Annotated in this window: 12 protein-coding genes; 5 read left to right on the plus strand and 7 right to left on the minus strand. The window is 41.3% G+C overall.

The window, feature by feature from the left end; all coding sequences use genetic code 11:
• From AC37HE_RS14685 to AC37HE_RS14700, 4 genes are all read right to left on the minus strand, one after another.
• On the minus strand, window positions 1–744 hold a 744-nt coding region (locus tag AC37HE_RS14685; RefSeq protein WP_500783607.1), incomplete at its 3' end, for a glycosyltransferase.
• Complete coding sequence (locus tag AC37HE_RS14690; RefSeq protein WP_500783608.1) at window positions 741–1202, minus strand: NUDIX domain-containing protein; 462 nt, start codon at window positions 1200–1202, stop codon at window positions 741–743. The genes AC37HE_RS14690 and AC37HE_RS14685, both read right to left, overlap by 4 nt.
• Window positions 1183–2106: a tRNA (adenosine(37)-N6)-dimethylallyltransferase MiaA gene (gene miaA, locus AC37HE_RS14695; protein ID WP_500783609.1), complete on the minus strand. Its 924-nt coding sequence runs from the start codon at window positions 2104–2106 to the stop codon at window positions 1183–1185. Before miaA ends, AC37HE_RS14690 begins: the two co-directional genes overlap by 20 nt.
• A gap of 51 nt (window positions 2107–2157) precedes the next feature.
• Window positions 2158–2682: an IS1096 element passenger TnpR family protein gene (locus AC37HE_RS14700; protein ID WP_500783610.1), complete on the minus strand. Its 525-nt coding sequence runs from the start codon at window positions 2680–2682 to the stop codon at window positions 2158–2160.
• A 348-nt stretch (window positions 2683–3030) separates the two neighbouring features.
• On the opposite strand from AC37HE_RS14700, the gene AC37HE_RS14705 reads away from it, so the two are divergent.
• A complete protein-coding gene (locus AC37HE_RS14705) occupies window positions 3031–4278 on the plus strand; it encodes an ABC transporter permease (RefSeq protein WP_500783611.1) in 1248 nt (415 codons plus the stop codon).
• A gap of 210 nt (window positions 4279–4488) precedes the next feature.
• Here the strand turns inward: AC37HE_RS14705 and gap are convergent, their stop codons facing one another.
• Both gap and AC37HE_RS14715 read right to left on the minus strand, forming a co-directional pair.
• Entirely contained in the window at window positions 4489–5496 is a 1008-nt protein-coding gene (gap, locus tag AC37HE_RS14710; RefSeq protein WP_500783612.1) for a type I glyceraldehyde-3-phosphate dehydrogenase, read from the minus strand.
• 528 nt (window positions 5497–6024) lie between these two features.
• The gene (locus tag AC37HE_RS14715) at window positions 6025–6363 is read right to left on the minus strand and encodes a hypothetical protein (protein WP_500783613.1); all 339 of its coding nucleotides are present in this window, start codon (window positions 6361–6363) and stop codon (window positions 6025–6027) included.
• A gap of 393 nt (window positions 6364–6756) precedes the next feature.
• Between AC37HE_RS14715 and AC37HE_RS14720 the strand changes: the two genes are divergently transcribed.
• On the plus strand, window positions 6757–9033 hold the full coding sequence (locus AC37HE_RS14720) for an Ig-like domain-containing protein (protein ID WP_500783614.1): 2277 nt from the start codon (window positions 6757–6759) through the stop codon (window positions 9031–9033).
• Between the two features lie 123 nt (window positions 9034–9156).
• Complete coding sequence (locus tag AC37HE_RS14725) at window positions 9157–9897, plus strand: nitroreductase family protein (protein ID WP_500783615.1); 741 nt, start codon at window positions 9157–9159, stop codon at window positions 9895–9897.
• Here the strand turns inward: AC37HE_RS14725 and AC37HE_RS14730 are convergent.
• Window positions 9894–10277: a response regulator gene (locus AC37HE_RS14730; RefSeq protein WP_500783616.1), complete on the minus strand. Its 384-nt coding sequence runs from the start codon at window positions 10275–10277 to the stop codon at window positions 9894–9896. The genes AC37HE_RS14725 and AC37HE_RS14730 overlap by 4 nt on opposite strands.
• 137 nt (window positions 10278–10414) lie before the next feature.
• Here AC37HE_RS14730 and ettA point away from each other — a divergent pair, with 137 nt between their 5' ends.
• Both ettA and AC37HE_RS14740 read left to right on the plus strand, forming a co-directional pair.
• The gene (gene ettA / locus AC37HE_RS14735) at window positions 10415–12100 is read left to right on the plus strand and encodes an energy-dependent translational throttle protein EttA (RefSeq protein ID WP_500783617.1); all 1686 of its coding nucleotides are present in this window, start codon (window positions 10415–10417) and stop codon (window positions 12098–12100) included.
• Window positions 12101–12344: 244 nt separating this feature from the next.
• Window positions 12345–12926, plus strand: a complete 582-nt coding sequence (locus AC37HE_RS14740; RefSeq protein ID WP_500783618.1) for a hypothetical protein — start codon at window positions 12345–12347, stop codon at window positions 12924–12926.
• The last annotated feature ends 59 nt before the right edge of the window (window positions 12927–12985 follow it).

Genomic DNA, 12985 nt, shown 5'->3' on the forward strand with positions numbered 1-12985 from the left:
CGGCTTGGTATAAAACTCGCCCGCAACGATCAGCTTAAGCGGAAACTGCTTCAGGCGTTCGTCGGCAAAAGCTTCCAACAATAAGTCAAGTCCCTTGTATTCGCGAATGAATCCAAAGAAAAGCAGGTAGTTGGTATTTTTATCCAGACCAAGTAGGCTCTTGGCTTCTTCCTGCTCGGTTTTGGGGCCAAAATTATCGTACAGAGGATGGGGGCAAAGTGCTCTGGGGAGCTCTTTGTTAAATTGATCAATATCGTCGAGTACCGATTGCGACATGGCAACCATCCCGTCGATGCTGCTCATGAAATATTGGGTCAGCAATTGGTCCCCCGGACGTTTTTCGTGTGGAATGATGTTGTCTGCCAGGCAGATAACCTTTGTGTGTTTATTGGATCGTACGATCCGACATATTGTTCCCAGGGCGGGAGCCATGAATGGGAGCCAATATCGGATCATCAAAATATCCGGTTTTTCTTTTTTGATTCTGGAGCCAACAGCCCTCCAGTTAATTGGATTAACCGAGTTAACTGTTCGTTCAATTTGCAGATCGTGGGGAGCCGGTCCTTCAACATATTGGGTTTTGCCGGGGAACAACAGGTTGGGATACTGAAGGGTAAATGTTTCAATGGAAACCTCATGCCCCTGAACCATAAATTCACGGGCCAATCTTTCGTTATAGTTCGCCAAACCGCCTCGATAAGGGTAGGCTGGTCCGATTATTTTGATGGTTTTCTTTTCGGTCATTTTTGAAATTTTTGCTTCAATAAATTTGCAACATGCTTGTCGATCGGAAAGGTAAAATCTTCTTCCTGTATTGTTGCTATCGGTTGCCATCGAAACGATTGATTTCCGTTTTTGTTTTCTTCAAAATCAAAAGCTTTATGGCTGATCGTGAAGTTGATTGGCTCCTTTAGTTCCGCTGTGTAATAAATACTCAGCAGTTGATGATCATCGAAATATAAGGCTTTTTGGAAAAAGTCGGTCGTGTAAAAATGATAGATTGTTGTGATTTCCTGCTTGCACTCTTCCAACATTTCGCGCTTAAGGCAGTCGATTGTTCCCTCGCCGAACTCCAAACCTCCGCCCGGGAATTTTGTCATTCGGGTATCTAATTGATATTCGTCGGATACCAGAACTGATCCGTTTTGTAGAAACAAGCCATAAACCCGAATATTGAAATGTTTAAGTTGATTGTTGCTCATCCTGTTTCAGTTGTTCTTCGATCAATTGAATGATTTCGTTTGCTTGTTCCGGGCAAAACCAGTTGATATCCGGATCGCGCCTAAACCAGCTTAATTGTTTTTTCGCGTATCTGCGTGAATTTCGTTTAATTAATTCGATTGCTTTTTCGCGCGAAATTTCTCCTTCAAAATAAGCAAACAATTCTTTGTAGCCAACTGTGTTTAGTGAGTTTAAATGATGGTGATCGAAAACGGATCGGGCTTCTTCTTCCAAACCCATTTCAATCATTTTGTCAACGCGTAAATTGATTCTGTTATAGAGTTCCTCCCGTTCCTTGTTAAGTCCGATTTTGATGATGTTAAATGGTCTTTGTTTGGGAGAGGCTGTGCGCATTGATGAGTATGTCTTTCCGGATGTCAGACAAATTTCGAGCGCATGGATAATACGTTTGGCATTCTTCAAATCAACTTGGTCATAGTAATCCGGATCTAATTGTTTTAGTTGCAGGCGAATGTTTTCAATACCTTTCTCTTCGTATTCGTCAACCAGTCGCTTGCGAATTTCGGGATCCGCATTGGGGATATCGTCAATGCCATGGCACAACACATCGAGATACATCATCGATCCACCGGTAACCACCAGGAGATCCTTTTGGGTGAATCGCTCTTCAATGATCTGTAGAGCTTCTTGTTCGAAAAGACTGGCACTATAGTAATCGTGAATTGAACGATGTTGAATCAGGTGGTGTTTTACTTGCTGAAGATCGTCGGTCGGTGGAACGGCAGTTCCAATTGCAAGTTCCCGATAGATTTGCCGGGAATCGGCAGAGATGATCTCTGTTTGAAAGTGTTGTGCAATTTGAATGGATAAATCACTCTTGCCAACGCCGGTGGGCCCCAAAACGACAATTAAAGTTTTCCTCATTTAAAATCAGTTGGAGCGCAAAGGTATACTTTTTGATAAAAAAAGGAGGGTTTAAACCCCTCCTGTCAAGTCTTCTATTTCTCCAAAAATTTCATTGTAGTCATCCAGATCACCGTAATCCAGACATTCCTCCTCTTTCTTGACTTCCGATTCCTGTCCCATTACTTCATCTTCAAGTAATTGAGAAGGTTCGCTACCTTTTTTGTCAGTAACGAATGGTTCTAATTGCGTTTTTCCCATAAAAATTTGCATTAATTCAACATACATTAATCTGTCCATGAAAAAATCAAAGACGTATAACATCTTTTGATTTTTGGTATTTGTCATTGATTGAATAGTTGTTCGTTTCATACAAAGACTATTCAATTGTTTATACCCTAAATCCAATTGAGATATTTCGATCTGTTTTCCGCAATGTGCTCCTCGTATAAAAAAGGATGCTAATTGATCGGTATTAAAACCGCAGGCTTTTTGTATGCAATTGTGCAGATCAGCAAAAGTATGAGTGCCATCAGCTTCAATTATGAGTTGAAAGCCAGGAGCCTCAGTTGATGTTACTTTAAACTGATATATCATTTCCCTAATTTTAATTTGATAGAATTATAAGAGTTTCCCTTACTCTTTTGCACACAGGTTTTTTTAACGGTTCGACTCCGGAAAAGGTTAGGTAATAAATGTTAAAAAAGATTAACTCATATTTTAGAGGGTGTAAGGCGTTTATTTTGAGTGGTCTGTGTTTGTGTTTTTTTGTTCGAAATGCTCCGGATTTATACTGATTTCAGCTTCTGAACTTTTATTTCCGATGTATAATTGTTGCTATAGAGATCAAATTTTGTCGTAATTTAATCCGGATAAGTGCGTGTTTTTTAGTTGTAGGTTTTGTCGATGCAAGATTATTTTCAAACTTGACAGAAAATTTGTTCCATGAGGTCGAGTACTCTTTTTGCAGAAAATATCCGAATAGCTTTGCATGCAGTGCGTGCCAACTTATTACGGACAATACTAACTGTTTTGATTATTGCAGTTGGTATTACTGCGTTGGTGGGGATTCTAACAGCTATTGATTCTATAAAAACTTCGATAACCAAAGAATTTACTTTTATGGGAGCGAATACCTTTACGATTAGCTCGCGAGGTATGCAGGTTCAGATTGGTCACAGCCGGATTCGTTCTAAAAATTACAACTACATTAATTATTACCAGGCAAAAGAGTTTAAAGATCGTTTTGAATTTCCAGCACTCACTTCAATCTCAGTTAGCGGAAGCGGAACTGCAACTGTTAAGTATGAAAGTAAAAAGTCGAACCCGAATGTTTCAGTTCGTGGTGTTGATGAAAATTACATTTACACCTCTGGCCTGGAAATGGCCCGGGGTAGAAATATTTCTGCGCAGGATATTGAACTTGGTTTAAATGTAGCATTAATTGGTGATGGCCTTGTAACTCGGTTATTCGACAAAAATGAAAATCCGGTTGGTAAAGAAATTCGCGTCGGGGGAGGACGTTATTTGGTAATTGGGACGCTTTCGGCCAAAGGTGGTGGCTTTGGCGGAGTGGGAGACGAAGTATGTTTGTTGCCTTATTCCAATGTTCGGGCGTATTATTCCCGTCCCCAAATGAATTTCAATATCCAGGTGAAGTGTGATAATCCGCAATTATTGGATGCAGCTATTGGTGAAAGCGAAGGGCTTTTTCGCATTGTTCGGGGATTGAACCCTCAGGACGAATCTGATTTTAATATCGATAAAAGTGATAACCTGGTTCAGATCCTGTTGGATAATATCAGCAAGATTACCATTGTTGCTACTATTATTGGATTAATAACACTTCTGGGAGCAGCTATCGGCTTGATGAATATCATGCTGGTTTCGGTGACTGAGCGGACCCGTGAAATTGGTGTTCGGAAAGCACTTGGTGCCAGCTCTAGATTGATCCGCCAGCAGTTCTTGTTTGAATCAGTCCTTATCGGCCAGCTTGGGGGATTGTTAGGTATTTTACTTGGGATCCTGGCCGGGAATGTCGTATCAATGCTTATCGGGAGCAATTTTATTATCCCCTGGGTTTGGATTATACTGGGTGTTGCTGTTTGCTATGGTGTAGGTGTTATTTCCGGTTATTACCCGGCGCGGAAAGCGTCGCTCCTCGACCCGATTGAAAGCCTAAGGTACGAATAGACCGCACATTCTTTAATCTTAAATCCCGAAAGGAACTTTGATGTTAGTTGATTTGAAGCTTGGTTATAGGCTGTTGTCGTAATTTAGACGAGCCGAACTATTAGTCAAATCTATGGTGCAAAAGTTGGGAGAAACTTGAGGGAGTTCGGTTTAGAAAATAAAAAAGGGCACCCTGATGGATGCCCTTGAATATGGTCGATAGAATCAGAATTATTTTACTGAATCCATGTATTCGATCAATTCACAAACTTTTGTTGAGTAACCCATTTCGTTGTCATACCAAGATACAACTTTAACGAAAGTAGGAGACAATTGGATACCAGCACCAGCATCAAAGATTGAAGTACGAGTATCGCCTGTGAAGTCGTTAGAAACAACTGCATCTTCAGTGTAACCTAATACACCAGCCAATTCGCCTTCAGAAGCTTCTTTCATAGCAGCGCAGATAGCTTCGTAAGTAGTTTCAGTAGCTAAACGTGCAGTCAAGTCTACAACTGATACATCAGGAGTAGGAACACGGAAAGCCATACCAGTCAATTTACCGTTCAACTCAGGAATTACTTTACCTACAGCTTTAGCAGCACCAGTTGAAGAAGGGATAATGTTTTGACCAGCTCCACGACCACCTCTCCAGTCTTTCATAGAAGGACCGTCAACAGTTTTTTGTGTTGCAGTAGTAGCGTGAACAGTTGTCATCAAACCTTCAACGATACCGAATTTGTCATTCAATACTTTAGCGATAGGAGCTAAACAGTTAGTAGTACATGAAGCGTTTGATACGAAAGCCATATCGTTAGAGTAAGACTTGTTGTTTACGCCCATTACGAACATTGGAGTATCGTCTTTAGAAGGAGCAGACATAACAACTTTTTTAGCACCAGCGTCGATGTGACCTTGAGCTTTTTCTTTAGTCAAGAAAAGACCAGTTGATTCAACAACATATTCAGCACCTACAGCGCCCCAGTTGATATCAGCAGGGTTTCTTTCAGCAGTAACACGAATTTCTTCGCCGTTTACGATCAGTTTACCGTCTTTAACTTCAACAGTACCATCGAAGATGCCGTGAGTTGAGTCGTATTTTAACATGTAAGCCATGTATTCAACATCGATCAAGTCGTTGATTGCCACCACTTGAACAGTTCCTTTTTTTACAGCTTGACGGAATACGAAACGACCGATACGACCAAATCCGTTGATACCGATTTTAATTTTTGACATAGTTGAAAGTTTAATAATTAATGAAAGATTTATCTTTGATTTATTAGCTCATTTTTAAAAGCCACACAAAATAACGAACTAAATTTAGAATGGTCAAGTTTTTTAAAATCCTTTTGCTGTTTAGCTCGTGCAGTTTAAAATTTAGTTAATGTTGACTCTTTATATAATAGTGTCAATTTTGTGTTTAGGCTTTTCGGATGTGTTCAATGTCCAATAAAATAGATAGTTAGTAATGGTCTGCTTTCTTCGGGGGGAAGTTGTATACTAGAACCCGGTTTCTCAATGGGGAAATTCTTGCTTAAGCGTTTGACATTTTATTTCTATTTCCACAATGTGCTATGTTTTAGTGGGGGTGATGTCGCAGTTCCAGACATCGGACAGTATGAAGGGGATTTGCCAACATAATGAGATGGTCAGGTGGGGAGGGATGTACCTGTTAATAACATGGTGGAGAAGTCATTTGAACCATAAACGGAAGTCGTTTTGTGATTCCTTTCGCTCGTTTTGAGGACAGATTTCGTGTTTTAACTAGCTGTGAATAGAAGAAAAATCACCGAAATTGCATTTTTGATAGCTGAGAGGGCTATTTTGATCATCGTCTTTTTCAATATGTTTAGTCTGAAAAATTATGTTTTCTTCGTTTTTCGCAGATGGCATTTTTTGATTAGTAATCTTAATTTTTGTTTTTTCGCTGTTTAAGGAGTAAGCAGGACATTCACATGTCTTACAACTAGAACACAGAATCGTCAGCAATGTGGAAAAAAGGATAATTCCTGAAAGAGATCGATAGCCCTTAGCTTTTTTGATGGGGTGTGCGAATAGGGCACCATCTGTGTTGTTTGAATATTTGACCTTGATTTTGACCATCTTTTTAAATCCCGTTTTTAAATTTTGTTTAGTGCTGTATTTACAAATAAAACTCAGGGAGAAGTCATTTATTGCTTTGGCTCTCAGGAAAGATTTTAAAGGATCTGTTTAATAATTGTCTGGACATGTAAGTTATATATGTAATGAATAAAAAATAAGTAAAATAAAAAATATAAAATCGCAAAATGTCAATGTTTATAGGGGCTTTGGAGGTCTGTGACTTGAAAAATATTCACAATTTATGGTTGAAAACTATTGCGTGTTGGTGGGAAATGTTTTAGGTTTGTATTGGTTATGTGCGTTATGCGAACAAAATAATCTTAGGATTGGAATTGTTTCAAATTAACAAAATGTTCTCAAATTGACCTTGTTTTAGTGTTTAATATCAACGCTATGAAGAAAACTTTTACTTGGTATATAAAAACTCCCCTGATCATTCTTTTGCTGGGTTTAGTAACCCTGTTCAATGCGAATGCTCAAAATGGAATTGGAAACAATCCAATTTCCGGTTCAGAACAAATTGATCCTACTGTTGCGGCAGACCAATTGGCTTTGTCGGTTTCGGGAAATTCTTATAATGTTAGTTTTCAATCTCAAGTAATTTCGGAGGACGTTAGTTTTGATCCTGATAATGGGATCGATACTGAATCGACACTGGTCAGCACGGACCAATCGTTTACAGTTACCTTCGCTGGAAAGTTGTTTACCTATGTGAATAGCGTCCCGGATAATAACTTAGAGGTTGATAGTGTTTATTTACAGGATTGTTTCCTGTTAATGAATACAGACGATAATAGTTCCGTTGCTTTTACAGTTACGCTTGTTAGTCGGACAAACGATTCTACTGTTGTTACAATTACTCCGGTGGAGTCTTTAGCTGATAATACGCATTATAGCCTGATTGTTGTGGACGATAAGTTGCAGTTTGGACAGCAAAACATACATCCTTTAGGAGATGGTGATTTCTTTTATGAAACCTTTGCTGAAAACGACTATGTTACAGAAGATAAGACCGCACCGATTTTGGATGTCGATGCAGATACAGGTATTTGGGAGGATGGTTATTATGCCGGGACCGGCGAAACTATTCTGTCTAATGATTCTCTTCAGTTAGATTTTGTCGAACCTGTAACTGCCGGTACTGGTAATGTGTATATCTATACCTGGAACGGAATACTGGTTCAGACGATTGATGCAAGTACTCTGACAACTGATCCGAATGATCCTTCGATTATTATTGTTGGAAAAGTTGATGGTTTGACAGAAGGTGAAGATTATTATGTGACCATGGATCCAGGAGCGGTGGTTGACTTGTCAGGAAATCCTTTCGCAGGGATTGATGAAGAGGATGACTGGTCCTTTACAGTGCGTGCCGATTTAGTTCCCGACGTGATTAGCTATTCGCCGACTGGTGATAATATCTCAACTGAAGCTGATTTGGTCATAAACTTTGATATGCCTGTTGAGCTAGGTTCGGGTGTTGTTAACATTTACCTGGAAGATGGAACTTTGGTTCAGTCGTTGGATGTTCAGGCAGATGCTTTCTACTTCACAACAATTGGTAACCAGGTTTATATTGAGATAAATGATCTAAGCCCGGCAACAAAATATAAGGTTTCTGTTGATGCCGGTGCCTTTGTTTCTTCAACAGGAGAGGCCGCAGCTGGTATTTCTTCCGACGACTGGCAGTTTGAAACGGAGTATAATGAGGAACCATTACTGGTTAGCTTAACACCTGTTGACGATTCTGTTGATGTTCCGTTGAACCAGGTATTTGTAATGGAATTCAACATGGATATGCAAGCAGGATCAGGTGTTCTTGAACTGCATATTCACGATGGACAAAATACAACTGTTATAACTTTAGCAGCAACTGATGAGCGTGTCTCAATTTCCGGTAACCTGGTGTCTGTTGATTTAACCGGATTAACGACATCGAATACTGAGTACTATATTATCGTATATCCTGACTTTGTTCAGAATACGACCTTCACTCCGGAGCCTTTTGCTGGAATTACCAAGGTTTTCAACTGGAACTTCACAACAGCAACATCGCAATCAGACTTGCAGGTTCTGGCTCTTGAGCCGGACGGTACAACAATCCCGGATAACCACCCGAACTTAACAATGACGTTTAACCAGCCTGTTAGTTTGTCTGGTCAGGGAGGAAACGTCTATGTTTATAAAGTTGGAGATACTTCTCCCACATTGACAATTGCTTTAACAGCGGGCATGTTTGATAATAATGTTGTGAATATTACATACGATGCAACTGTTACTGGTAAGTTGGACCTAAATACAGATTATTATGTGATTGTAGATAATGGGGCCATTGCAGATGCTTCAGGAGGTACTTTTGGTGGTATCTCAGATAGCTCGGAGTGGACATTTACAACCGGATCCGATTATGCATTGGCTGCCGATGACCAATTGGCGAGCAAGGAGGATTACGCTGTTTATCCCAACCCATTTGATGATGTGATCTACATTTCAAATTCAGAAAATATTAGCAGTCTTTACATTACTAATGTTGTAGGGCAAAAAGTTAAAGAAATAACGAACCCGACCGGCATGGTAACAACCTCGGATCTGCGCAATGGAATTTATATTATTACCCTCATGTTAGACGACAATGTAATAGGTAGTACGCAGACGATCGTAAAGCGCTAGGTGTATGCTATGAAAGAGGCAAAAGGGAGGCAAAATGCTTCCCTTTGTTTTTTTTAGGCTGAAGCTTTTTATTAATCGAGCCAAGCATTTAACTTTGGCAGCTCAATCAAAAAAATTCCAAAGATGAAAACCATATTGAATCACCGTTCTATTCGTCAATATAAATCAATACCAATCGAGCAAGCTTTGCTGGATCGGATTTTGGAAGCCGGAACACGCGCTTCAACCACCGGCAATATGCAATTGTACAGTGTTGTGGTTACGCGCGATGATGAAGCTAAAGCCAACCTGGCTCCTTTACACTTTAACCAACCGATGGTGAAGCAAGCTCCGGTTTTGTTAACGATTTGTGCCGATCTGAATCGCTTTAACCGTTGGTGTGAATTACGAAATGCTGATGCCGGCTATGATAATTTCCTGTGGATTTTAAATTCGGTAGTGGATGCTTCGTTGTTTGCACAAAACATCTGTTTGGCTGCAGAGTCGGAAGGCTTGGGGATTTGTTACTTGGGAACAGCTTTGTATAATGCCCCCGAAATCAGTAAAGCCTTGGATTTACCTCAAGGTGTGATTCCTGTAACTGCGATAACTGTTGGCTACCCGGATCAGGAACCGCCTTTGACTGATCGTTTGCCCTTGTCTGCAGTTGTGCACAACGAGAAATATGTGGCAAATACCGAAGACCGGATTAACGATTTATTTGCAGAGAAAGAAGCATTGGAAAGTTCTGCGAATTTTGTGGCCGAAAACGGGAAGGAAAATCTGGCTCAGGTGTTTACCGATGTACGTTATAAAAAAGCAGATAACCTGCACTTCTCTGCCAAACTACTGAGTTTTCTGAAAGAACAGGGATTTGAATTTTAAAAGAAGGAGGGAGAGCTGCGATCCGAGAAGTAGGAAACTTTTTCCATCAGGGTTGCTGCTCTTACCGGTTTTACCAGGTATTCGTTTGCTCCGTATTCCAAACAACGGGAGCGGTCGTTTTCCATATTGCTGGTTGTGAATACTAAGATCGGAGTTTGCCGGTTGTGCTTTTGGTCGATTTGCCGGATGCGTAAAGTCGCTTCGGCACCATCCATAATCGGCATCCACAAATCCATGATGATTAAGTCGTAGATGTTGCTCGAAGCTTTCATTACAGCTTCTTCTCCATCATTGGCTGTTTCAATAATATGTGCATTGCGCAGCGATAACTGAACAAACTTCTGATTGATCGGATTGTCATCAACAACTAGTATTTTCAAAACGCTTCCTGTTTTTATTTTTCTAACTCTAAAATAAGGAATCTTCGAAACAAAAATGCATTAATTTTGCTAACCTAAGTTTTAGGTTGGATAGCTTGAAACAGGCATTGGTCTGTGATGAACATAAAAATAAAAATATGAGCGACGATAAGAAAATTATTTTCTCGATGTATAAGGTAAGTAAAACTTACCCTCCACAGAAACATGTTATCAAGGATATTTCTTTGTCTTTCTTTTTAGGGGCGAAGATCGGTATTATTGGTTTGAACGGATCCGGAAAATCTACTTTGCTGAAGATTATCGCGGGCCTGGATAAGTCCTTTCAGGGCGAGCTGGTATTCTCCCCCGGCTACTCGGTTGGATATTTGGAACAGGAACCGCATTTGGATCCTGAGAAGACTGTGAAACAAGTTGTTGAAGAAGGTGTTCAGGAAGTTGTTGATGTGCTGAAAGCTTACGAGGCTGTTAACGAGAAATTCATGGATCCGGATGTGTTGGAAGACCCTGACAAGATGCAGGCGCTAATGGATGAGCAGGCAAAATTGCAGGACAAAATTGATCAGTACGATGCCTGGAACCTCGACTCTAAACTGGAGCGAGCGATGGATGCTTTGCGCTGTCCTCCGGGTGACCAACCTGTAAAAGAGTTGTCGGGTGGTGAGCAACGTCGGGTGGCTTTGTGCCGTTTGTTATTGCGCGAACCGGATGTGCTGTTGCTCGACGAGCCGACTAACCACCTGGATGCTGAATCGGTGCAATGGCTGGAGCTTCACCTGCAACAATATAAAGGTACGGTTATCTGTATTACGCACGACCGTTACTTCCTCGATAATGTGGCCGGATGGATTTTGGAGCTGGATCGTGGCGAAGGAATTCCATGGCAAGGCAATTACTCTTCGTGGCTCGAGCAAAAGTCCAAACGACTGGCCATGGAAGAAAAGCAGCAATCGAAGCGACGCAAAACTCTGGAGCGCGAGCTTGAGTGGATCAAAATGGCTCCGAAAGCTCGCCATGCCAAGTCGAAAGCCCGTATTAGTGCCTATGACCAGATGATGAACGAAGATGTGAAGCAAAAAGAAGAAAGGCTGGAAATCTTCATCCCGAACGGACCACGCCTGGGCGACAAGGTGATCGAGGCACATGGGGTAACGAAAGCTTTTGGCGATCGCATTTTGTTTGACGACCTTGACTTTGTGTTGCCGCCAAACGGAATCGTTGGTGTTATTGGGCCAAACGGTGCCGGTAAAACCACACTATTCAAGTTGATCATGAAGCAGCTTGAGGCTGATAAAGGAACTTTTGATGTTGGTGAAACGGTGAAGCTGGCTTATGTAGACCAATCGCATGCGGCCATCGACGCGAACAAAACCGTTTACGAGGTGATCTCAGGCGGAGCCGACCTGATTGCCATGGGAGGCCGCCAGATTAATGCTCGTGCTTATGTGTCGCGTTTCAATTTTACCGGCTCGGATCAGGAAAAGAAATGCGGCGTTCTGTCGGGTGGTGAGCGTAACCGACTGCACCTGGCCCTGGCCTTAAAAGAAGAAGGAAATGTGCTGCTGCTCGATGAGCCGACCAACGATATTGATGTGAATACACTGCGGGCGCTGGAGGAAGGCCTGCTCGACTTTGCAGGTTGTGCGGTGGTAATTTCCCACGACCGTTGGTTCCTCGACCGGATTGCAACACACATCCTGGCATTCGAAGGTGAGTCGCACGTGCAGTATTTTGAAGGTAGCTATTCGGAATACGAAGAGAACAAGAAGAAGCGTTTGGGCGATGCCGGTCCACACCGCATTAAATACAAGAAATTAGTTGAATAAACGATACTGAATGGCTGCCGGAAGGTGGCCATTTTTGTTTCACTTCAGTTTGATGAACCAGTTTCGGTGATCGGGGTAGGAGGCAGGTTTATTGTTATCCCTTCCGGGCTTCACTTTGAAAATTCGTCACCTTTTGATAAGAATTGTTTAAACATTTTTGACAAATTTTTGCAGTTCGATCGATTAAATTTGGTGATGTGAATTTAGAGAAGAATCTAAAAATCATTCAAAATAGCTACGCGTTATGAAAAAGTTGATTCCCTTTGCAATGTTTCTGCTTGTGGCGGTAATGGCACAGGCACAGCAAAAAGATACTTCTAACAAGCCGAATGAACAGTCGAAAGTTACCCGCGAGTACGATGAAAACGGGAACCTGGTTCGGTTCGATTCAACTTATGTGAAAAGCTGGTCGTCGGACTCGACAATGACGATGAGCCCTCAAGATATGAAGGAACTGCAAAAACAGATGGAAGAAATGTTCCAGGGTTCAATGGGTAACGATTCCGACAGTTTTTTCGAAGGGTCTTTCCCCGGTTCTGCTAAAGAATTTTTTCAGCAGTTCGATCAGCAGTATAGCGACAGTACTCAGGAAACGCCTGGTTTTCAAAACTCGGTTCCGGATCTGGAGGAAATGCAAGAGCGCATGATGCAGCATTTTAGCCAATTCTTCCAAAGTGATTCAGCACAAATCCAATATGATACCATTCAAAAGGATATGCCATTCGATTTTTTCGGCGATCCTAAACAGTTCGAGAAAATACAGAAAGAGTTTGAAAAGCATTTCGAACAAATGAATCAAGATAATACCAAGAAAATAGGAACCTGATCACCCCGAAAAAGGTTGTTCATTCGAGGAAAACAAAAGAGGAGAGGCACTAATGCTTC

The sequence above is a fragment of the Mangrovibacterium sp. genome, assembly GCF_059905295.1.